The 20,092-nt window shown below is 62.2% G+C and carries 19 protein-coding genes; 9 read left to right on the forward strand and 10 right to left on the reverse strand.

Features of this window, described 5'->3' with window-relative positions; genetic code table 11:
• Positions 1-181: 181 nt before the first annotated feature.
• Complete coding sequence (locus L5849_RS11890) at positions 182-928, reverse strand: Crp/Fnr family transcriptional regulator (protein WP_162814988.1); 747 nt, start codon at positions 926-928, stop codon at positions 182-184.
• 145 nt (positions 929-1,073) lie between these two features.
• On the opposite strand from L5849_RS11890, the gene L5849_RS11895 reads away from it, so the two are divergent.
• A complete protein-coding gene (locus L5849_RS11895) occupies positions 1,074-1,865 on the forward strand; it encodes a response regulator (protein ID WP_115417642.1) in 792 nt (263 codons plus the stop codon).
• Positions 1,866-1,909: 44 nt separating this feature from the next.
• Here the strand turns inward: L5849_RS11895 and L5849_RS11900 are convergent, their stop codons facing one another.
• Positions 1,910-3,568, reverse strand: coding sequence for a CHASE domain-containing protein (locus L5849_RS11900; protein ID WP_234041480.1), 1,659 nt, complete (start codon positions 3,566-3,568; stop codon positions 1,910-1,912).
• Between the two features lie 242 nt (positions 3,569-3,810).
• Here L5849_RS11900 and L5849_RS11905 point away from each other — a divergent pair, with 242 nt between their 5' ends.
• Genes L5849_RS11905 through L5849_RS11915 form a run of 3 tightly spaced genes read left to right on the forward strand, consistent with a single transcriptional unit; the run spans position 3,811 to position 5,844 of the window.
• Positions 3,811-4,002 carry a NepR family anti-sigma factor gene (locus L5849_RS11905; RefSeq protein ID WP_115417643.1) on the forward strand — a complete coding sequence of 64 codons (192 nt, stop codon included), beginning with the start codon at positions 3,811-3,813 and terminating at the stop codon, positions 4,000-4,002.
• Entirely contained in the window at positions 4,002-4,607 is a 606-nt protein-coding gene (locus L5849_RS11910; protein WP_236925752.1) for a sigma-70 family RNA polymerase sigma factor, read from the forward strand. Before L5849_RS11905 ends, L5849_RS11910 begins: the two co-directional genes overlap by 1 nt.
• A gap of 58 nt (positions 4,608-4,665) precedes the next feature.
• Positions 4,666-5,844 carry an AI-2E family transporter gene (locus L5849_RS11915; RefSeq protein WP_236925753.1) on the forward strand — a complete coding sequence of 393 codons (1,179 nt, stop codon included), beginning with the start codon at positions 4,666-4,668 and terminating at the stop codon, positions 5,842-5,844.
• Positions 5,845-5,899: 55 nt separating this feature from the next.
• Here the strand turns inward: L5849_RS11915 and L5849_RS11920 are convergent, their stop codons facing one another.
• Positions 5,900-6,511: a superoxide dismutase gene (locus L5849_RS11920; protein ID WP_236925754.1), complete on the reverse strand. Its 612-nt coding sequence runs from the start codon at positions 6,509-6,511 to the stop codon at positions 5,900-5,902.
• A 175-nt stretch (positions 6,512-6,686) separates the two neighbouring features.
• Here L5849_RS11920 and glmM point away from each other — a divergent pair, with 175 nt between their 5' ends.
• Genes glmM through thiD form a run of 3 tightly spaced genes read left to right on the forward strand, consistent with a single transcriptional unit; the run spans position 6,687 to position 9,051 of the window.
• Positions 6,687-8,024: a phosphoglucosamine mutase gene (gene glmM / locus L5849_RS11925; protein WP_236925755.1), complete on the forward strand. Its 1,338-nt coding sequence runs from the start codon at positions 6,687-6,689 to the stop codon at positions 8,022-8,024.
• Positions 8,024-8,248, forward strand: a complete 225-nt coding sequence (locus L5849_RS11930) for a DUF1272 domain-containing protein (protein ID WP_236925756.1) — start codon at positions 8,024-8,026, stop codon at positions 8,246-8,248. The genes glmM and L5849_RS11930 overlap by 1 nt, the downstream gene beginning before the upstream one ends.
• Positions 8,245-9,051, forward strand: coding sequence for a bifunctional hydroxymethylpyrimidine kinase/phosphomethylpyrimidine kinase (thiD, locus tag L5849_RS11935; protein WP_236925757.1), 807 nt, complete (start codon positions 8,245-8,247; stop codon positions 9,049-9,051). The genes L5849_RS11930 and thiD overlap by 4 nt, the downstream gene beginning before the upstream one ends.
• A 4-nt stretch (positions 9,052-9,055) precedes the next feature.
• Here the strand turns inward: thiD and L5849_RS11940 are convergent, their stop codons facing one another.
• Complete coding sequence (locus tag L5849_RS11940) at positions 9,056-9,946, reverse strand: LOG family protein (RefSeq protein WP_236925758.1); 891 nt, start codon at positions 9,944-9,946, stop codon at positions 9,056-9,058.
• Between the two features lie 411 nt (positions 9,947-10,357).
• Here L5849_RS11940 and L5849_RS11945 point away from each other — a divergent pair, with 411 nt between their 5' ends.
• A complete protein-coding gene (locus L5849_RS11945; RefSeq protein ID WP_236925759.1) occupies positions 10,358-12,139 on the forward strand; it encodes a site-specific integrase in 1,782 nt (593 codons plus the stop codon).
• Between the two features lie 230 nt (positions 12,140-12,369).
• Here L5849_RS11945 and L5849_RS11950 read toward each other — a convergent pair whose 3' ends face one another.
• The 6 genes from L5849_RS11950 to L5849_RS11975 all read right to left on the reverse strand — a co-directional run bounded on the left by L5849_RS11950 (position 12,370) and on the right by L5849_RS11975 (position 17,990).
• Entirely contained in the window at positions 12,370-13,305 is a 936-nt protein-coding gene (locus L5849_RS11950; protein ID WP_236925760.1) for a hypothetical protein, read from the reverse strand.
• Positions 13,289-14,794 (reverse strand): N-6 DNA methylase, encoded by a 1,506-nt coding sequence (locus L5849_RS11955; protein ID WP_236925761.1) that lies wholly within the window; start codon positions 14,792-14,794, stop codon positions 13,289-13,291. Before L5849_RS11955 ends, L5849_RS11950 begins: the two co-directional genes overlap by 17 nt.
• 152 nt (positions 14,795-14,946) lie before the next feature.
• On the reverse strand, positions 14,947-15,735 hold the full coding sequence (locus L5849_RS11960) for a 3'-5' exonuclease (RefSeq protein WP_236925762.1): 789 nt from the start codon (positions 15,733-15,735) through the stop codon (positions 14,947-14,949).
• 54 nt (positions 15,736-15,789) lie between these two features.
• Positions 15,790-16,374, reverse strand: coding sequence for a hypothetical protein (locus L5849_RS11965; protein ID WP_236925763.1), 585 nt, complete (start codon positions 16,372-16,374; stop codon positions 15,790-15,792).
• Positions 16,375-16,459: 85 nt separating this feature from the next.
• The gene (locus tag L5849_RS11970; protein WP_236925764.1) at positions 16,460-17,008 is read right to left on the reverse strand and encodes a hypothetical protein; all 549 of its coding nucleotides are present in this window, start codon (positions 17,006-17,008) and stop codon (positions 16,460-16,462) included.
• A 70-nt stretch (positions 17,009-17,078) separates the two neighbouring features.
• Positions 17,079-17,990, reverse strand: a complete 912-nt coding sequence (locus L5849_RS11975; protein ID WP_236925765.1) for an exonuclease domain-containing protein — start codon at positions 17,988-17,990, stop codon at positions 17,079-17,081.
• A 510-nt stretch (positions 17,991-18,500) separates the two neighbouring features.
• Between L5849_RS11975 and L5849_RS11980 the strand changes: the two genes are divergently transcribed.
• Positions 18,501-19,904, forward strand: a complete 1,404-nt coding sequence (locus L5849_RS11980) for a hypothetical protein (RefSeq protein WP_236925766.1) — start codon at positions 18,501-18,503, stop codon at positions 19,902-19,904.
• Positions 19,905-20,092 lie beyond the last annotated feature (188 nt).

Consider the following 20,092-nt stretch of genomic DNA (forward strand, 5'->3'; position numbering starts at 1 on the left):
GCCTTTCGGGATCGTATCACCGGCCGCTTGGACGGGAGGGGGGGTCTCGGCGGTGACATAAAGGATACGCGCCGCCAAAAACTGGGTTCCCGCCTATCGTCATTTTTTTTGAATTGCGCGAAATTCCGGTCAGATAATCCGGTCAGATAATCCGGTCAGATAATCCGGTCAGATAATCCGGTCAGATAAAGGGTCGGCAATTGTCCTTGCTGCGATCGAACTGGGCGAATTCGGCCGCTTTGGCGAGGTCCGGTACGTGGATTTCGCGCGATTTCCATTCCACCAGGCCTTCGCGCTGGAGTTGGCGCAGGGTTCGGTTGGTGTGGACCAGCGACAGGCCCAGCATATCGGCGATTTGCGCCTGGGTGATCGGCAGAGAAACAATGTTCTGTTCGTCGGCCAGGCAGGTCGATTGCGCCCGGTCGAGCAACCACACCGCCAGATAGGTTACCCGTTCGCGGGCATTGCGCTGCCCCAGCGACACGATGTGCCCTTCGAGAGCCGTTTCTTCCTTGGCGGCGAGCCAAGTGATATCGTAACCGAGGGTCGGATGCTTCGCCACCAGTTCGAAGAAAGCGTCTTTCCTGAATCGGCACAGGCGCGCCTCCACCAGCGCTTCGATCGTATGGCTCGACGGTTCGTCGAACGCCCCCTGGAGACCGATGAGATCGCCGGGAAACATGAAGTTGACGATCTGCCGCCGACCATCGTCGAGCGATCGCGAGCGAATCAAAACGCCGTCGAGAACGGTATAAAGGCGTTCGTGACACTCCCCCTCCTCGATCAGCGCATCGCCCCGGTCCAGCGCGACTTCGCCGTCCTTGAATTCCTCCATATAGACGAGCTGTTGCTCGCCGAGCTCTCTCAGGCCGGGGCAGGCCTGAAGCGGACACTGCGGACAGGCAATGGGATCGGCAATCTCGTGCAACGCTCTGGGCTCCCGGCGAGGTAATGTCGCCTGGACGGATTCGCCCGAACCGGCCTATTTGTCAAACGACACCTTGCGGCTGCAAGCGCAGGAACCTAACCCGGCCCAACACGTTAGAAGCGCGCACCTTAAGGAAGGGGTCTAAATGTCGCTTGGTGATCAGATTGCTCGTAACCTGCCGTATTTGCGCCGCTATGCGCGCGCACTGACCGGTTCGCAGGCTACGGGAGACGCATTCGTCCGCGCTACGCTTGAGGCCGCCCTGGCCGATAGCGAACTCAAACAATCGCTCGAGGGTGGCCGCGTCCCGCTCTACCGCGCGTTCAACAAGGTCTGGTCGAGCGCCTACATGGACGTTCCCGAAACCGTTGGCAGCGATGAACACGAAGGCGCCGCGCAGGATCGCCTCAAATCCGTGACTCCGCTGAACCGCCAGGCGCTGCTGCTGACCACGCTGGAGGATTTTTCGCCCGAGCAAGCCGCCGAGATCATGGACATTTCGGCCGAGGATATCGAACGGCTGGCCCAGGAAGCGGTTTCCGAGATCGATCGCGAATCGGCGACCAGCGTTCTGATCATCGAGGACGAGCCGCTGATTTCCATGCAGCTCGAAGATCTCGTGACCTCGCTCGGCCACGATGTTTGCGGCACTGCCGCCACGCGGACGCAGGCGCAGGAAGTCGTCGCCGAGAAGACGCCGGGCCTCGTGCTTGCCGATATCCAGCTCGCCGATGGGTCCTCGGGCCTCGATGCCGTGGACGACATTCTCGCGATCAGCAGCGTCCCGGTGATCTTCATCACCGCCTATCCCGAACGCCTGCTGACCGGCGACAGGCCCGAACCGACCTATCTGGTCACCAAGCCGTTTCAGGAACAGACTGTCCGCGCGGCGATCAGCCAGGCGCTGTTCTTCGGGTCGAGCCGCCCGCTGGGCTAACACTTTCACCGCATTCAACGATAAAACGGGAAACCCGGGCCGCTCTACGGTCCGGGTTTTTCTTCGTCTGCGTCCAGTTCGCGCGCGCCCGGCCCCTTGCTTCGCAATTCGAATTCGCTCCGCTCGCGAACCGGCACCAGAAGGCTGCAGCGAACACCCTCCGGCCGGAAATCGAGTTCGACCGGATGGCGCAGTTCATGCGCCACGATCTTCTCGATCAGATCGGTGCCGAACCCGCGACGTTGCGGCTGCGATACGGGTGGCCCATCGCTTTCGATCCATTCAATTTTCGCCAGCGTGTCGTTGATCTGGCTCCACCGAACGGTAACCTTGCCGCCCGGCACGCTGAGCGATCCGTATTTGGCCGCATTGGTAGCCAACTCGTGAATCGCGAGGCCCAGCGATAAGGCATCGTTCGGCGCCAGCTCGGTATGCGGACCGACCAGATCGAGCTGGTGGTCCTCGTCGCGCGCATAGGGCGCCAGCTCGACCTCCACCACCGCGCGAATCGGCGTGGTCCCCCAGTCCGACTGGGTCAGCAGATCGTGGGTGGCCGAAAGCGCGCGAATACGCCCGTCGAGCCCCTCGGCGAATTCGTCGAGATCCATCGCCCTGCGGCGAGTCAGCGACACGATCGACAGCACATTGGCAAGCGTGTTCTTGACCCGGTGATTGAGTTCACGCGTCAGCGAATTGCGGATCGAGTTCTGTTCCTCGAACCAGCTTATCGCACGGCGATCCTCCAGCGTCTGCTGGGTCAGCAGGCGCGCCACCAGCATCAACAGGCTGGCGACGGCAAGGCCGAACAGCAGCGTGATCATCGACATCGAAGACAGCCCCTCTTCACGCGTGGACTGCACTTCGAGCATCATTGTGCGATTGGCGAGGTTGACTTCCCTGACCACGGCCGACCGGCCATCGAGCCAGGCATCGCTCCGCGCCATCGGCACCGGGTCGGCGGTCTCTCCGTCGAGCAGCCGGGCGCCGATATCGTCATAGCTGACCAGATCGGACGCGGAGGCGAGAAACTGCGAGGCATTGAACGGGCTGTAAATAAAGCCCTTGAGCTCGCGCGAGCTGCTCAGCCCCTCGAAGACCGGCATCATAATAAGGAAGCCGACGGCATCCCCGCCGCCTTCCTGCACCAGCACGACCGGCCCGCTGGCGGTGGGGCGATCATTGGCCGCGGCCAAATCCATCGCCGCACGACGTGTCGGTTCGGAATACATGTCGTAGCCCAGCGCGCGGCGGTTGCGCACGGTGTCGGGCTGCAGGAACAGGATCGGCGTCAGCAGGTCGCGCGGCTGTTCCTCGATCGTGGGAGTGACATGCTGTTCGTCCCTCCGGCTCATACCGAGCCGCGCTTCGAACGCGGCAAGTTCCGCCGCCTCGACGACGGGTGCCCAGCCGATCCCTTCCGCGCCCCGATAATTGGCATCCAGGCGCAGTTCGGAAACAAACCGCCGGAACAGTTCGGGCGTGACTTCATCCTGCGTCGACAGCAATGCGGCCCCCGCACGCAGATAGGCCGAGCTGGTATAGGCCCGCCGTTCGATGGCCGAAGTCATCGCCTGCGCCTTGCGCGCGACATCGGCGGCATCGCGTTCCTGCTCGCCCCGCTCGATCGCAAAGACACTGAGCACGGTGATACCGGTGACGAGAACGAAAATCAGCACCGGGATTCCGCGGGGATAATCGATCAACCAACGCCTCCGGCGTCCTTTGCGTTGGAGTTTCTCGGTGACCAGCGTTCTGCCCCTGACAATTCATCCGGTGTTGTCGTATATTGCGATTCACTATGCCGGGGAGCGCGTTTAGTTCCAAGATGGGGTTGGCGGGAACCTGTGTGTTGTCCATACGTTGTGCGAAGCACATCCGGGATCGACACTTCCGCCCGTGCACGCTGCCCGGGCGAGAAATCTAAAAAGGTAGTACCTTTCGCGCCATGAGTTCCAAGACGCCCAAGACACCGCAGCGGGTCCCCGCTGGCGGACCGCTTCCCACTCCCGCCAAAAGCGGCAAGGACACGCACCCGGACTGGGCGACCGGCCTGAGGAAGCTTTACGATTCGGTCGTGGAGGAACCGCTGCCCGACACGTTCCAGGATCTTCTCGACAAGCTGGATGCGAAAGACTGATGGCGAAGGAGGAACGGACGGCCTCCGAAAAGGCTGATTTCAAACGCGAGCTCACCGAAGTCGTGCCTCATCTGCGCGCCTTTGCGCGCGGGCTGTGCGGCAGGGCCGACATGGCCGACGATCTCGTGCAGGAAACGCTGCTCAAGGCCTGGGCCGCGCAAGAGCGCTTCCAACCCGGCACGAGCATGCGCGCCTGGACCTTCGTGATTCTGCGCAACGCCTATCTGACCGACATGCGTCGCAATCGCTTTCGCGGCGAATATGACGAGACGGTGGCCGAACGCGTATTGACCGCACCCGCCGGTCAGGAGGAACCGATTCACCTGTCCGATATGCACCGCGCCTTGCTGACATTGCCGCCCGAACGGCGCGAAGCGCTGCTGCTGGTGGGCGCGGGCGGCTTCTCCTACGAGGAAGCCGCGACCATCTGCGGATGCGCCGTGGGCACGATCAAGAGCAGGGTCGGGCGTGCCCGCGCCGCGCTCAACGCAATGCTGGCCGATGGCAACATTCCCAAGCGCTCTATCGACGACAATGCCGCGCACCGTGCCATCCTCGAGGAACTCGACGATGTCGCCGCGGGCCAGGGTGTCAGCCGCAACTAGAAAATCTTTGTTCGCGCGGCGCTTGTCACGATTCGCCGTGAAGGGCAGATAGAGGCTGATGAGCGAGACCCAGCCTCCCGAGCCGAACGCACCGCGAGTGGACACGCGCCGTTCGCGTCGGCTGGCTTTCGCGGAACAGGAATTGCGGCTGATTTCCTCGCTCGTTCTGCTGATCGGGCTGGGTCTCTTCTTCGCCCTGCCCTTCGTCCTTTCGATCGGTTCGGTGGTGTTCCTGCCTGTCGTTACGGCCCTGGTGCTGACCGTGATCCTCTCGCCGCTGGCCGATAAGCTCAATGGCTGGGGCCTGCCCAATGCGCTGGCGTCGATCACCGCGCTCCTGATTTTCTTCACCATCCTGCTGCTGGCCCTCGCCCTGATCCTGCAGCCCGCCATCGCCCTGTTCGACGATGTTCCCGACATGGTCAGGCGCGTGATGTCGCGTTTCAGCGAGCTGCGCGAACGGTTTGCCTGGATTGCCACGATCAATGCCCAGCTAGCGGCGCTGATGAACGATGACGGGACACGCGAAGTTGTGCTGGCCGCACCCAGCCTGCTCGAACAGGTCGCCTTCGCCACCCCCAGCCTGATCATCGAAACGATCCTGACGCTGCTGATGGCCTATTTCATGATCGAGGCGCGTGTGCGCCTGCGCCAGCGCCTGCTGTTCGGCCGCGCGAGTTTCGGCACCAGTATCAAGGCCGCCCGCGTTCTCCGCGAGGTGCAGGACCGGGTCGCCGCCTATATTCTGACCGTCGGGTGGATCAATGCACTGGTCGGCGTGGTGGTGGCGCTGGGGGCCTGGGCGCTAGGCGTGGATGCGCCGATCATGTGGGGCGGGCTGGCGGCGCTGCTCAATTTCCTACCCTATGTCGGGCCGATCGTGATGATTGCCCTGCTCGGCCTGTTCGGGATCGGAACCGCCGACACGATCGTGCTCGGCCTGATACCGGCGGCGGCCTATCTCGCGCTGCACACGGTGGAGGCCAACATGGTCACCCCATCCATTCTGGGCGCGCGTTTCACCATGAATCCCGTCCTGATCCTGATCGCCCTGTCCTATTTCACCTGGATATGGGGCTTTTTCGGCGCGCTTCTGTCTGTACCGATCCTGTTGATGCTGACGGCATTGTTCGACCATATCGGTAGGCCGAACCTGATCGGTTTCATCTTCGGCGAACCGCTCTTCGCCACCAGCCTGTTCGACGAGCCCGCTGCGAGCGAAGCACCGCCGAAATAGAAAGCCCGCCGCCATCGCTGGCGACGGGCTCTCCCACAATAGCTTTGACAGCTTCTTAGTTCGGATACTGCCACGTCGTCCCGCGGGCGAGGTTTTCGCTCGCAAAGCTCCAGTTCAGCTTGCTGCTCACCGCTTCGAGATAGGCGGGGCGCGCATTCTGGTGGTCGAGATAATAGGCGTGCTCCCAGAGATCGATCACGAGCAGCGGATTGACGTCGGCCTGATCGGCCAGCGTATCGCCGTCATGGGTTTCCTCGATGGTCAGCTTGCCATCCTTGACCGCCAGCCAGACCCAGCCGCTGGCGAAATGCCCCGCGCCGCGCTCTGCCAGTTTTTCCTTGAGCCCGTCGATCGAGCCGAAAGCCTCGTCGATCATGCTTTTCAGCTCGCCCGAAGCGTTGGTTTCCTCGGGCGCCATCGAGTGCCAGTAGAAGCCGTGGTTCCAGCTCTGGGCCGAATTGTTGAACAGCCCGGCATTGCTGCCCCGTGCCGCCGCAATGACCTCTTCCAAGCTCTTGTCGGCCAGGTCGCCGCCTTCGATCGCGGCGTTGGTCTTATCGATATAGGCCTTGTGGTGCTTGCCGTGGTGGAACGACAGCGTCTTTGCCGACACGGCCGGTTCCAGCGCGGTGTCGTCGTAAGGCAGGTCGATCAGCGCAAAAGCCATGAAATGTCCCCTCTTGGGTTGGAGTGAAAGAAATTCGTGTTCGCGTTCCTAACGCGTCGATGCGCGCGTGGTTGCACATAGCGGCGATATTGTGCGCGAAAAGGGGGGCAGACGGTCTTTTATTCGCAGCCCAACCGCGCCATGGGGGGCCTTAGCAAAAGGAGACGCCCGGCAGATGGCTCGTAATTTCTTCGGCACCGACGGTATTCGTGGACGCACGAACGAAGGGGTGATGACCGCCGCCACCGCGATGCGGGTCGGGCAGGCGGCCGGCACGCATTTCCTGCGCGGCGACCACCGGCACCGCGTGGTGATCGGCAAGGATACACGCCTGTCGGGCTATATGATGGAAAGCGCGCTGGTTGCGGGTTTTACCTCGGTCGGGATGGACGTGATCATGACCGGGCCGCTGCCGACGCCCGCCATCGCCCTGCTCACGCGCGAAATGCGCGCCGATCTGGGTGTGATGATTTCTGCCAGTCACAATCCTTTCGAAGACAATGGCATCAAGCTGTTCGGCCCCGATGGCTACAAGCTGTCGGACAAGGCCGAAGCGGCGATAGAGCGGTTGCTCGAACAGGAGCCATCACTAGTCGAGCCGCACCGTATCGGGCGGGCGCGGCGGATCGAGGATGCACGCGGGCGCTACATCCATGCGGTCAAGCAATCGGTGGCCTCCGATGTTCGTTTCGACGGGCTTAAAGTGGTGGTCGACTGTGCCAACGGCGCCGCCTACCAGGTCGCTCCCAGCGCGATTTGGGAACTGGGCGCGGACATCATCCCAATGGGTGTCGAACCCAACGGAACCAATATCAATGACGGCGTCGGCTCGACCGCGCTCGATGCCATCAAGGCCCGCGTGATCGACGAAGGCGCCGACATCGGCATTGCCCTGGATGGCGATGCCGACCGGCTGATCGTCATCGACGAGAAAGGCGAGACGGTCGATGGCGACCAGATCATGGCGCTGATCGCCAGCCGGTTGAAGGCGTTGGGCGACCTGAAGGGCGACGGCGTGGTGGCCACCGTGATGTCCAATCTCGGGCTGGAGCGCTATCTGGAAGGGATCGGCCTCGGCCTCGAGCGTACGAAGGTCGGCGATCGCTACGTGCTCGAACGGATGAAGGAAGGGGGCTTCAATGTCGGCGGCGAGCAATCGGGGCACATGATCCTGCTCGATCACGGCACCACGGGTGACGGCACCATTGCAGCGCTTCGCATCCTTGCGAGCCTGGTGCGTTCGGGCAAGCCTGCAAGTGAGTTGCTGCACGTCTTCGACCCGGTTCCGCAACTGCTCAAGAATGTACGCTATTCGGGCGGCAAGCCGCTGGAAAACACAACTGTACGGCAGGTGATTGCCGAGGCGGAACAGGAACTGGCGGGCAAAGGCCGCCTGGTGATCCGCCCGTCCGGCACAGAACCCGTCATCCGGGTGATGGCCGAAGGCGACGATGCCGCGCAGGTCGAAACGGTGGTCGACCGAATTTGCGCCGCCGTCGAGAGCGCGGCCTGATGCTCGAAATGCGGCCCGATTGCGAACGCTGCGGAACCGATCTTCCGGCACAGAATTCCGGCGCCTTCATGTGCAGTTTCGAGTGCACCTTCTGCGCCGAATGCGCCGACGATCTCGATGACGTCTGCCCCAATTGCGGGGGAGAGCTGATGGACCGGCCCACCCGTGCGAAGAAACTGCACGAGAAATTCCCGCCAAGCACCGAGCGGAAATATCAGGGATGAGCCAACCGGTCCCGCCCCGTATCCTGTCCATCGCCGGCTCCGACAGTTCCGGCGGCGCGGGTATCCAGGCCGATATCAAGACAATCACCATGCTGGGCGGTTACGCGATGACCGCGATCACGGCAGTCACGGCGCAGAACACGCGCGGAGTTCGCGGCGTGGAAACGCTTCCGCCGCACTTCGTGCTGGAGCAGGTGGTAAGCTGCCTGTCCGATATCGGGGCAGATGCGATCAAGATCGGCATGCTCGGTTCGCCGGAAACCGCGCGGCTGCTCGCCGATGGGCTGGACAGCTTCGCCGGGCCGATCGTGTTCGATCCGGTCATGGTCGCGACCAGCGGGTCCGTGCTCGCGGACGAGGATACGATCGCCGGTTTCGCCGCACTGATGGAAATCGCCACCATCGTCACACCGAACCTGCCCGAACTTGAAATTCTGACCGGGCGCGAGACCATCGCCGACGAGGATGTGTTCGATGCTGCCAAGACGCTGGCCGACCGCCACGGCGTGCAGGTTCTGGCCAAGGGCGGCCATGCGGGGGACACGTCGCAGGTGGTCGACCGGATCGTTTCGCCCACGGGCAAGCTGGCGAGCTTCGCCCATGCGCGGATCGACACGCGCCATACGCACGGTACGGGGTGCACACTCTCGGCCGCGCTGGCGACCCTCCTGGGCTACCGGCAACCGCTGACCAATGCGATCCGCATCGCCCGCGCCTTTACCTATTCGGCGATCGAGAATGCCCCCGGCTTCGGCGAAGGCAGCGGCCCGCTCGGGCACCAGGCGGTACGCAAGCGGGACTGAACGATCAGCAGCCCAGCTCGTAGAACTCGCACAGATAGTCCCATGCTTCTTCCGCGGTCTCGCACCAGCGGAACAGGTCGAGATCCTTCTTCGAGATCGTGCCTTCCTCGGCGATCGCCTCGAAATTGACCACGCGCGTCCAGAATTCCTTGCCGAACAACAGGATGGGGATCGGCTTCATCTTGCCGGTCTGGATCAGCGTAAGCAGTTCGAACAACTCGTCGAATGTGCCGAAACCGCCCGGGAACACAGCCACCGCCCGCGCGCGCAGCAGGAAGTGCATCTTGCGCAGGGCGAAATAGTGGAAGTTCAGCGAAAGATAGGGCGTCACATACTGATTGGGCGCCTGCTCATGGGGCAGGATGATGTTGAGCCCGATCGATTCCCCGCCCGCCTCGCTCGCGCCGCGATTGGCCGCTTCCATGATCGATGGACCGCCGCCCGAGCAGACGACGAACTGGCGCTTGCCGTTCTCGATGATCGATTTTTCCGTTGCCAGCGTGGCCAGCTTGCGCGCTTCGTCATAATATTTGGACTTGGCCACGAGGCTCTCGACGACCTTGCGCTCATCATCGGGCAGGTCCTTGGCCCCCTCCAGCGCGGTTTCGGCCGCTTCGGGCGGGGGAATGCGCGCGCTGCCATACATCACCAGCGTCGAACCGACACCGGCCTCGTCGAGGACCATTTCAGGCTTGAGCAGCTCGAGCTGGAAGCGGACTGGTCGCAATTCCTCGCGCAGGAGGAAGTCGGTATCCTGGAAAGCCAGCTTGTAGCTTGGATGCTCGGTCTGCGGCGTCTGGACCTCGAGGCCCTTCTGCTCGAACTTGGCTTCCTGCTCGGCCGCGTAGAATTTACGCTCGGCGATACAGTGTTCGCGTTTTTCTTCTTCTGTCATGAGCCGCGCGATAGTGCGCCGGGCGGAGCCATACAAGTCGAAGAGAAAATGGCAGGGGTGACAGGAACCCCAGCCGGAAATTGTCCAAGTATCTGAAAGCTCTCGTTTCCCACTCCAGCCCTGCCGTGGTTCGCCACGGCAGGGTGCCACGGCAAGGGACCACGACACATGTGCGGCATTCAGAACGTCACCCGCAAGCACGGCACGTATTATTACCGCAAACTCATACGTTTAGGAGCTGATAAGCCTTTCCGGCTACGCCTCTCGCTCAAGACAACCAGCCGCAGGCGTGCAGCCTTGCTCGCGCCCGCGCTGACCTTGATCTGCGAAAGGGTCGCGATGAACATGATGAGCAATATGGCGCGCGACGGGCTCGCTGCCGCGCAGCGCGCCGAGATTTTCCGGCGCCAGATGCTGGTCGAACGCGATCGGCTCGAAGCCATGCATGCCAGCCTGCACGTGCTTCCGCCCGAAGACCACGACGACATCGGCAAGGCCCTCACCCTGCGCTTGGGTGCCAGCGAGATGGCGGCGCAGGATGGTGCAATGCAAGGGAAGGTCGCGGATTTCCTCGTCGCTCGCGTCGATCCCGAGAATGACGATGAGGACATCGTGGTCCTCGCTTGGTCGGATCTCGCCGCGTCGATCGAGCACGAAGGTGCCGAACAGGCCGCAGTGGCGCGGCTCGCCGAGCTTGGCCTGGAGCAGTCCGCATTGCGCGAGGCCATGGCGCGCAAGGTGGTCAACGAGGCGCGCATCGTCGCGATACGCGAGTTCCGGGAGGTGCTGGCCAATCCCGGTTCAGCATACGCGCCGGTCCCGCGAAACGAATACGAGCCGATTTCGCAAGATATCGTTCCTGCGCCGATCCCCTCCGCGCCTTCCCCCGCCCAGCCCCCGGTGACAGGTCCTTATGCGACCATGACCGCGAAAGAAGCCCTCGAAAAATTCTTCGAGCACAACCCCCGGACCGGTGGCAAGGACGGGAAATCCAGGCGGAAGAACGGACAGGCCTGGACCGCGAAGACGCGCAAGCAGGCGAGGGTCGCCGCACGTTTCCTAGATGATGTCATGCAAGGCCGACCGCTCGCCCAGATCACGCACGATGATCTAGTGAAGCTCAACTACTGCTTCGAGCGGGTGCACGGTGCGACACTCCTGCGGTCGCCCAAGCAGCAGGATATGACCATCCTCGAGATCGTCGATGAATACGAGGCTCTGGTCGGTGAGAACGACAAGCTTGCAGCGAAGCAGGCGCAGCAACCGAAGGCCGACACTGATGGATCCGATACGCCGACCCGATTGACGCGGAAGGACCTTGGATTGTCGTTGGTGACGACCAATCGTCATTTCGGCTTCCTGCGCCAGCTGACGACCTGGTTCTCGCGTCACCATCCGATCGCGGAACTCGATTACAGCGCCTTCATCATGAAGAAGCAGGGCAATGCGCGGGAGGATCGGCAGCGCTACACGGAAGAGCAGGGGCGGATGATTTTCAGCCTTCCGCCGTGGACTGGCACCTCATCGCCCAAGCGCCGGATGCAGCCGGGGAACAGCATTGTGCATGACTCGTGGTATTGGGTGCCGATGATCGCCTGGTATACCGGCATGCGTCTTGACGAGATCAGCAGCCTGGAGCTCGACGAAATCGAGTTCGCAGGCGGTCACTGGCAAATCCAGGTGAAGCCCAATTCGCTGCGCGGCCTGAAAACGGGTAGCTCGAAGCGAGTTATGCCGGTCGCGAACGAATTGCTTCGACTGGGCTTCGTCAACTACGTGGAGGCCCTTCGAGCTGAAGGCGAATGCCTTCTCTTCCCCGAACTGCTGCCCGAAAGCGGCATAGGGACCTTGGGTCGCGCATTCTACAAGACGCGGTGGACCCACCTCGCCAAGCAGCTGCCGTTTCTCGTAGAGGGACAGGCCAACCACTCGTTTCGCCACACTGCCATCGACGCGATGAAAGCCGCAGGCATTCCGAGTGAGATCCGCGCCGACTTTGCAGGTCACAAGCTCACCTCCGAGACCGAAGGCCGCTACTCCGACGCGCACATGAAATTGCTGCGCGAGGCTGCGGATACCATTCCAATGGTCACCGACCACCTCGCCCCCTACCCTATCAGCCTGCTGCCGCAGCGACTTCGCCAGCCGCGAAAAGCGCGGCCGAAGCGTTTGGAACCGCGAGGGCGGGAGTAGTCGAATTCAGCTCAGTACAGCCCGTTGAGCAGGCTCTCTTCGCGGGAACTAACCTCCGGATGCCTTAGCGCGTGGTGTTTCGTCATTCTGACGACATCCCGCGTGCTAAAATTCTCCTCATTTGTGGCGGTGGCGCTACATTAGGAATGACGATCGACTTACGATCGGATGCGCGTACTTCTGCCCCACAGGAGCAGGCCTAGACCGATGCAGGCGCTCGATAGGACGGTTCAGTCCGAATCCGAAGCTGACGCATAATCGATGCGGGCCTCGTAATCGAAATCCAACGCCTCGAGCCCTGGAGATTCTGGGTCCCATTCGTGGCGGCGGGTTACGTTGGCGAGGTCAGGGGCAGCGACAACAAACCGCTCGTCATAGCGCGCGTAGAGCGTGTCGAAGAATCGGCGAAGAAGGAGCGGGCTCTCCTGGTCCGGATAGCTGTCAAGGAGGGCCCCTCGGTTTGCATCGGCCATCTCGACGAGGCCGAACCCGATCGCCTCATAGCGGCTGACATCATCCCTGATACCGCGGCGTCCAACCAGCTCGCGCAAGGCATTGTGGAACCGGATAATCGAGGCGACAGGCTCGCCGCCCTCGGCCATCGCGATATCGTTGGCCGCGAGAGTCCTAGCGCCCTCGCCCTCCTCCTCGTCGTCGGCCGCGGCGGCATCGTCGAGCGCGATTTCGGTCTGGCGATTGGCGCGCAGGAGCACGAGATAACCGAGCACCAGTGCTGGATAGGTGATGTGGAGGTTGGTGCATTCGCCAATCGTCTCCTCCATCCGGTTCGTAAGGTTCCGGAAGGCCCCGGTGACCCCCTTGCACGATACCGCCAGCACTGGACCGATGCCCTCGCGCGTCACCACGACATCAACGTTCTTGGTCTTGAGTCCGCCTAGGACGCTTCGCTCGCCGCCGCGAGCTAGCTCGGGCTCGAAGTGGAGCAGCGGCGGCTTGCCGCTCCGTTTTTGAACCCTGAACGGCGGCCGAGGCGTGATGTCATCGGGATCGAACCCACCCTCAACCACTAAGCGATTGGCGACATACCAGTGCAGCGGCTTGATATGCTTCGCGCTCTGGGTCTTGCCGACGAAATTGGCGAATGTCTCAAGGGCATCGGACTGCGTCGCCCATTGGCAAGTCTTCGCGTCAAGGTCGATCGGCATAGTGTCGCCAGCTTTGCAGCAAACGCGTGCTGGCTTCAATATCTTCGATTTTCAGTTGCGCGAGCAATACACGCGGCGGGAAAAGAACCCTTCTCGCCTCTCTCGGCTCGAGCTTGAGCATTCCGCCACCAAGTGCGTGGCCTTCGATCTCGCAGCTCAGCTGCGTGAACGGAGACGACCACCGGGCCAGACATGCCTTCGCCATGGTTTTGTTGGTGAGGTTCACCGCATGGAGGCTGTTGGTGCAGGTCACGCCGGCATCGTTGCGCACCAGCTTGACTGACCGACCCGACATATAGGTCATCACATAGTCGGGAATTCGCACGTCGGGAACGGCGTACCATGGCGAGCGCGTGCGGCACTTGTAGCCCTTGCGTGCGGCCATGCCGCTCGCGCTTTCGAGATAGTTCGCGACCGAAACTGGTACGCGCCCTTCGCGCGGCAATCTGAGCAGGAGACAGGGCGCATCATCGGCCTTCCAGGCCTCCACATCCGATCGCGTGATCGAGCCAGTCGGTAAGCTGCGGCTTTTCCGCACTGACGGTAAGAGGAGACGATCGGGAATGCCCCAGCGCTTGGCCTCCGCCGGTGTGAGATGGAAAAACCGATTATCGCCGCTCACATAACCGATACCTATCCGGGCGAAATCCCCCAAGCGGTGGGAGCCGCTGTCATCGGCCGCCATGCGATAGATCTCGCGAATGGTGTCGGGCAGGATCAGAGACCGCAGCCGGTTCTGCCAAGTCTGTTCCCATTCGCTCACGAGCACACTCGTGTCGGCGGAGGGTGGCTCCTGGCTAGGCTCGAAACGGTCGCACACGGTGAACCGGATGGAGTCTGTCTGACCCGAAAAGCCTTCGGCGAATAGCAGCCAACAGTCTTCGGAAAGGTGCGGGAACAGCTTCTCGCGCACCGCGATGACCTGCACCCGCTCGAAGTTCTGCGTGAGGTAATGCAGCAGGGGAGCCGCGTAGGGTGCGTGGCCGATCTCCGCGGGTACCACGAAGGCCATGCGCCCGCCGGGCTTTAGGAGGCTTGCGGTCGCAACGAGAAACGGTGCCCAAGACGAGCTCAGGCCAGAAAAATGTGCGCCAAGATCGCTGCAGAGGGCGAGCGCACGCTGGCGAACCGGACCCTTGAAGGTCTGATACCGGATGAAAGGCGGGTTTCCCGCAGCGCATTCGAACCGCTCGGACGTATCGGCTGCCCAAGCGAAGAAATCGCCTTCATGGACAAGCGCCCCTGGCGCGCGATCCATCGCTTGATGCGCGGAAACCGGATTCTGTTCGATTCCGACGCTGTTCCAGTGATGGCGAAGAAACTCCCCATCGCCGCAAGAGGGATCGAGCATCCGCTCTGACGGCGATCGGCAGGCCCAGTGTACCAGGCTTTGCGAAACGCTTTCGGGCGTGAAGAACGCGCCGGAGCGCTTGGCGGAGAACTCGGGCTCATAGGCCGAAGAGAGAGCTTCCGGGTCGGGAATGGTCATTGCTTGGATAGGACATACCGTGAACGAAATGTCTAGGGGCGAATTTCCAGATCCGTGGTGTGACCCCGCAATCAAACAATATTTTTGACGTTTGTTGCTCAGGTCTCCTGCCGGCCAGGTCAGAGACCAGACCGGCGCGGCAGGCTTCGTCCCTAGGCGGCAAGGTCGGTTTCCCACGCCAACCGATCCGCCATTCTCTGACGCAGTTCGGTGAGCGACGCCGCCATATGCGTTTCGGCACCAGTGCGACGGAGGAACCAGTCGGAGAGGGTGTAAATTGCGGCGGGCATATCGATGCTAATACGCCCTTGGGCCCGGAGCCAAGCTAGGGTGACCATAGCGGTCAGCAAGACATCACACCCTACATGGCGGCGAACCTCAATCCATTCTTCGGTGGATGCCGGCGCATTCACCTCGGTTTTTCCGATGAAAAGTTCGCGCGGCAGTCCCATCCGCAAGCCAATTTCCGAAAGATGCGCCCAGTCGCGACCCTGGCCTTTGAGTTCGAGGGCAAGATCCATGTGGGGGCGCATTTGCCAAGGGCGCACGGGCTGGTTGCCGCGAAGTTGGTCTGGTAGGACGAGGCCATATTCCATTGCGCCCAGCGTCAGTAGGGGCAACTCCGCAGCGAGGCCGCCATAGCTTACGACGCGGTGATCCGGGTGAAAGCGGATGTGGTCAAGCAGACCCGCGATTACGGCCTCTTCATCGCCGTACTCGCGCTCGGTCCAGGTCGACAGGCCTTCAACTGCAAGCGTCCGGTCTTCCCCAATCGCAATGTCGAGCGCCGCGGCGGCGAATACGCGCTTGCACGCTTGGTTGTGCCGCTTGCGACCTTGGCGTTCGAGCTTGGCAACGCCCTTCGGATCGATAGCACGATAGTCCTCGTGGAGATGTTCGTCCCAGGCGGACTCGGTATCGATGAACGTCAATTTCAGCATTTCCATTTTCCTTCCTGTGGTTGGCCACACCAACCCCTTCCTCTTCCCGGAAATTTAGAATCCGACGGGGCGCGCCCGCTCGAGCGCTCTCCACGCCTCCCAAGCGGTAGAAAGCGAGTTCCGCAGTGCCGGGGAGAACTGAGACCAAAGGAAGGCCAGCCAGAGGGTCTGGGCCTCGTCCGGCGCACGGCGAGACCGGGACAGGATGTTGGAGCCCGGTCCGGCGCGCTCGATCCTGTATGCGGCGGCGATTTCCTCCAGTACGCTGTTCGCGCACTCGATCGGCAGGATGTCGAGATCGCCGCGCTCGCGCTGGAGCAGTTGCAGGTCAGCCGGGGGAAGCGGCCCGCCTGCGGCAAAGCTGTGCCTCAGATAATGTTGTGACATGCGCGAGGCTCGCGCGATCACGGTTGCGCCATTGGGAATGCGCGCTGCGATCCCGTCGAGAACGGAGGCTCGAGTGGCCATCCGGTCGAATGTCGCATGATCGATGGCAAACCGGGCACCGGCCTGTTGGCACCGGGTGACGGTGAAGAGCGCGGTCGATCGGATGGCAGAGCGCGCGGCGTGCTCGCTCGCATCGCGGATGATGACAAGCGAACACAGGATGTCTGGGTGTCGCCTGGGAATGATGGTCATGGAATTGATCCTCGCTAGAGAACGAAGAAGGGCGGCGCCCCCGCTGGAAGCGCCGCCCCCTCGTGATGGGTGTGCCTTGAGGCTGTCAGGCCGCGGCGGTGCCGACCGCGACCGCGGTGCCATCGGCATGTAAGGCGAAGGTGGTCTCCTCCCACGCACCGGAATCGAGCAGCGGACCAACCGCTTCGGCAGCCGCAGCAATGCGGCCTTCGGCACGGACGTGCGCTCGCCGCCGGGTTACAGCTTGCTGGACCGCGACCTCCCGCAAAACGCCTCGTTCGTCGATCTCGAACTGCCGGCTGTTGTCCATGGTCACGAGCACCAGCGGCTTCTCCGCGCCGACGCAGGCCGGTTCGACCCGCACCAGACCGATCCCATGCAACATCCGGAAGACGAGGAAATACCAGGCCGGAGAGGTGTCGCCTGGCGAGCTGTAAACAGCGAACACCGCATCCTGGCGATCCTCGGCGGCCCTGCGGGCCAAGGCTTCCATGACTGGCAGCGTCGCGGCGTTCACGCTTCCGAAGATGATCGCCGAGGTCCCTGTACCGGTGTCCGGTAATCCGAGTTCAAGGCGTAGGGCGAGAGCGTTCGCCCGGTGGGCCTGGAGCCCACCGACCGTAATATTTTTCATCCATCTATTCCTTATTTTGGGGCGACGGCCATGTAGGCCGGAGCTTTTCCCTCAACCGGGAGGCTCGCTGTCAGCGTCTCCAAGACACAACTGGGACCTCTCGCTCCACCGGCTCCCAAGTCCAGTCGGCGCGATATCTGGCGGTCCAGTCGAGGGCTACAATGGTGGGCTCACGGCCTACCAGTTCGCGATACCAAGCGATCTCGGCGTCGTGGTCTGTTTCTCGCACCAGTTTATGGAAGACGCCGTGATATGAGCGTCGATAGCCGCGGCGATACGCGTCCTTCTGCAAGCGATGCGGAAGGTCACTCGCCTCGAAGCGCCAGCTTGGCGATCGCGCGCCGGCGAGTGCATGGGCCATCACCGTACGACCGTCGCGGCATTCGTGCGCGAGCAAGTTAACGAGACTGGCGACGTCGTCTGCAGCGCGATGCGCGATCGGATTGAACAAGCCTGCCTGCATGAGGAGATCTCCCTGAGCGCGACCGTCGAAGCCCAGGGCGTGCCAATCGACATCTGCCATGGCGCAGATCCAGGGCATTTCGCCGACCTCTGGCACGAGTTCTTCAAGGTGCCGACAATCGAATGCCGAGTGAAAAGCAAGACAGGCGTCAGCTGCTCGCAGATGCTCGGCAATTTTCTGCGGCGCGATCCGCTTGCCCGCCACCATGGCGTCGGTGATCCCAGTGATCTTCTCAATCTGCGGGTCAATCGGCCGTGAGGGCTGCTGCAACCCGCTCTTCAGGCTTTCGACCTCGAGGATGCGTCCCTGCCGGTCGATGACGATCATCGCGACGGCGATTTCGATAATCTCGTTGTACTGCGGATCGATGCCGTCCGTCTCGAGATCGATCACCGCGATCTTCATGAAGGGCGGCCCCGCGTAGGTGGGTGGTTGCCATTCCTGCAGCGGCGAGATCCGACGCAAAACACGGGTGTGGTCGTCGCCCTGGAGGACGGCCGGAGCGGTTAATCTTTTCATTTCCCTTTTCCTCGTCGTTGATGGACGAGGACAGCAGCAGCCATTTTTCCTTCACCCCGCTGTCCTCGCGGACAGCGTTGTTTCCCCGTTTTCTACATCCGTCAGGCTAGCCTGTATTTTCCCAATGCGGATGCGCGCAAGGGCAACTGGAGGGCCGATATGCGCCCTGTAGTCGGTCATCCGGCAGCCTTGGCAAACTTCCTTGAAGCGGTCGCAACCGAAAGGCATCCGATCAGCGCTGCCGGCTATTGGAAGTGGGTTGAAACCCGACCATTACAACCCAATTGTCGAGCTTGAGCGCAACGAGGCTTATGAACTGCAAGCGTCCAATGGGGGCAGTCGGTGAAGCGATTGCGTGGTGCTGGTAATCGCCTTCCCTTCTTCACCATGTAGCGGATACCGCCAAGCAGCCGCGACCAATACGACAGGATGGCGACAGCGGCCCGACAGCAATCAGTGGCGCCGACGGGACCGAATCCCTACCTTCAGATCATAACCAGCGGAGGCGGCATGCTCGATCAGGGTCAATTCGAAATGCTCGAGCAAGCGCGGGCGTCCTTCAAGACCGTGTCGACGGAAGGCCACACGCCTTTCGATGATCGCTCGTTCGCGGCCTTCCTTCAGGGCCACGACCTGACGAGCGTCACCGTCTTGCCCTATGAATCGCAGATTGCTGGCTTTTCGAAGGACGGCCGCGCGCAGATCGACGCGCTCGCCCGGTCGCTCCGAGCCGCGAGCCCGTCGCAGATGCGCGCCGTCACCAACCCGGTGCTGGCGGGTACGCTCACCAAGATGCTCACCCAGATGTTGCGCGGCAGGGCCGACGGCGCTTTCACGCCGGCCGAGCTTCAGGCATTCGACGAAGGCCTCGCCGCTTGGTTCGCGAGCCATGCGATCGTCCGCACCCACTATATTCCGTGCATAATTAGCCCTTGGGCGGACTCAAGCTTCACAGTCGGACAGGTTCGATTTCACCACCACACCGACTTCCCGGTGGAGGACTTCCGGATGACGCTGGCGCAGTTCCATGCCTTGACCGACGCTGGCGACCTCAACGACCTGGCGGGCCTCAAGACCTTCATGAGCGAACGGCATGCCGACTGGATCGCGGTCGTCGGCGTGCCCGGTCACGAGCCGGCGCAGGCGCGGGTGACAGCGGACCTCGCGGTCGACGTCGCGCTGGCGATCGTGCAACTGCTCACGCCGCTTGATCACTATCGGCAGGCGTCGCGCTGCACCGCGCGGAGCGCCCCGGCCTGGCGCGTGGACGTCGTCCTGACCTCGGACGGGGGCGGTGCGGGCGGACGGTCGAACAACCAGCCTGGCTTGGGCGTCGCGCCGGAAGGGCTGGGAACCATCCTGGCGGCACAAGACCGCGAGCTCCAGTCAATGGGCAGCAGGCTCGCCGGATATCTCGACGGGTCGAGCATGCTCCCTGGTCTCGACGAGACCTGGTGCAACGCCGCCTATTGGTATCATGAGGCCATCGCCGAACCGCTCGAAACGGTCGCCATAGCCAAGCTCGAGACGGCGATCGAGGTGCTGTTTCGCTCGGTCAGCAGCAGTGGAAGCAACAAGCGCCTAACTGACGCTCTGGAAATCTTCTTCGGGCTCCAGAAGGACGATCTGCTGCCGAACGGTCAGATGACGGCCGCCGATTTCGCCGCCGCGATCGTGACGGCGCGAAGCCGGGTTTTGCACGGAACGTGGCAGACACTGATACCTGACCTTCCCGAAGGCAAGGGCGGCAAGACCGTCAGCTTGCGAGCCGCCGAACAGTTCGCCCGCTTGCTGCTCGTCAAATTCAGTCTCGGGCTTGACCAGTATGGCGGGAGCGCCGCTCCGGTCGATCAGGTCGAGCCATTCCTCGACTGGCTTCGTACCGCCTCCAGCCGAGCACACCGCCAGCCTTGAGTTGACGCCATGCGCTGCCGACTGTGCCAATTTCGATCGTGTTCTCGCGCTATCGAATCGGCGCAGCTTGCGAACGCAGATGGCGGGTTGACGCATAATCATCGTTGGCTTTTTGTCCCGCTAGTCGTGCAAGTATCCGCCAAGCTTTTCTGAGGTAGAATTCTTGTCGGGCAACTTGCGCATTTCCG

It is taken from the genome of Erythrobacter sp. SN021, assembly GCF_021864455.1.

Coding starts and splice junctions, on each gene's coding strand:
- L5849_RS11895 (WP_115417642.1), top strand. CDS start 1,074: ATGTCGCTTGGTGATCAGATTGCTCGTAACCTGCCGTATTTGCGCCGC.
- L5849_RS11905 (WP_115417643.1), top strand. CDS start 3,811: ATGAGTTCCAAGACGCCCAAGACACCGCAGCGGGTCCCCGCTGGCGGA.
- L5849_RS11910 (WP_236925752.1), top strand. CDS start 4,002: ATGGCGAAGGAGGAACGGACGGCCTCCGAAAAGGCTGATTTCAAACGC.
- L5849_RS11915 (WP_236925753.1), top strand. CDS start 4,666: ATGAGCGAGACCCAGCCTCCCGAGCCGAACGCACCGCGAGTGGACACG.
- L5849_RS11920 (WP_236925754.1), bottom strand. CDS start 6,511: ATGGCTTTTGCGCTGATCGACCTGCCTTACGACGACACCGCGCTGGAA.
- glmM (WP_236925755.1), top strand. CDS start 6,687: ATGGCTCGTAATTTCTTCGGCACCGACGGTATTCGTGGACGCACGAAC.
- L5849_RS11930 (WP_236925756.1), top strand. CDS start 8,024: ATGCTCGAAATGCGGCCCGATTGCGAACGCTGCGGAACCGATCTTCCG.
- thiD (WP_236925757.1), top strand. CDS start 8,245: ATGAGCCAACCGGTCCCGCCCCGTATCCTGTCCATCGCCGGCTCCGAC.
- L5849_RS11940 (WP_236925758.1), bottom strand. CDS start 9,946: ATGACAGAAGAAGAAAAACGCGAACACTGTATCGCCGAGCGTAAATTC.
- L5849_RS11945 (WP_236925759.1), top strand. CDS start 10,358: ATGCTGGTCGAACGCGATCGGCTCGAAGCCATGCATGCCAGCCTGCAC.
- L5849_RS11950 (WP_236925760.1), bottom strand. CDS start 13,305: ATGCCGATCGACCTTGACGCGAAGACTTGCCAATGGGCGACGCAGTCC.
- L5849_RS11955 (WP_236925761.1), bottom strand. CDS start 14,794: ATGACCATTCCCGACCCGGAAGCTCTCTCTTCGGCCTATGAGCCCGAG.
- L5849_RS11960 (WP_236925762.1), bottom strand. CDS start 15,735: ATGCTGAAATTGACGTTCATCGATACCGAGTCCGCCTGGGACGAACAT.
- L5849_RS11965 (WP_236925763.1), bottom strand. CDS start 16,374: ATGACCATCATTCCCAGGCGACACCCAGACATCCTGTGTTCGCTTGTC.
- L5849_RS11970 (WP_236925764.1), bottom strand. CDS start 17,008: ATGAAAAATATTACGGTCGGTGGGCTCCAGGCCCACCGGGCGAACGCT.
- L5849_RS11975 (WP_236925765.1), bottom strand. CDS start 17,990: ATGAAAAGATTAACCGCTCCGGCCGTCCTCCAGGGCGACGACCACACC.
- L5849_RS11980 (WP_236925766.1), top strand. CDS start 18,501: ATGCTCGATCAGGGTCAATTCGAAATGCTCGAGCAAGCGCGGGCGTCC.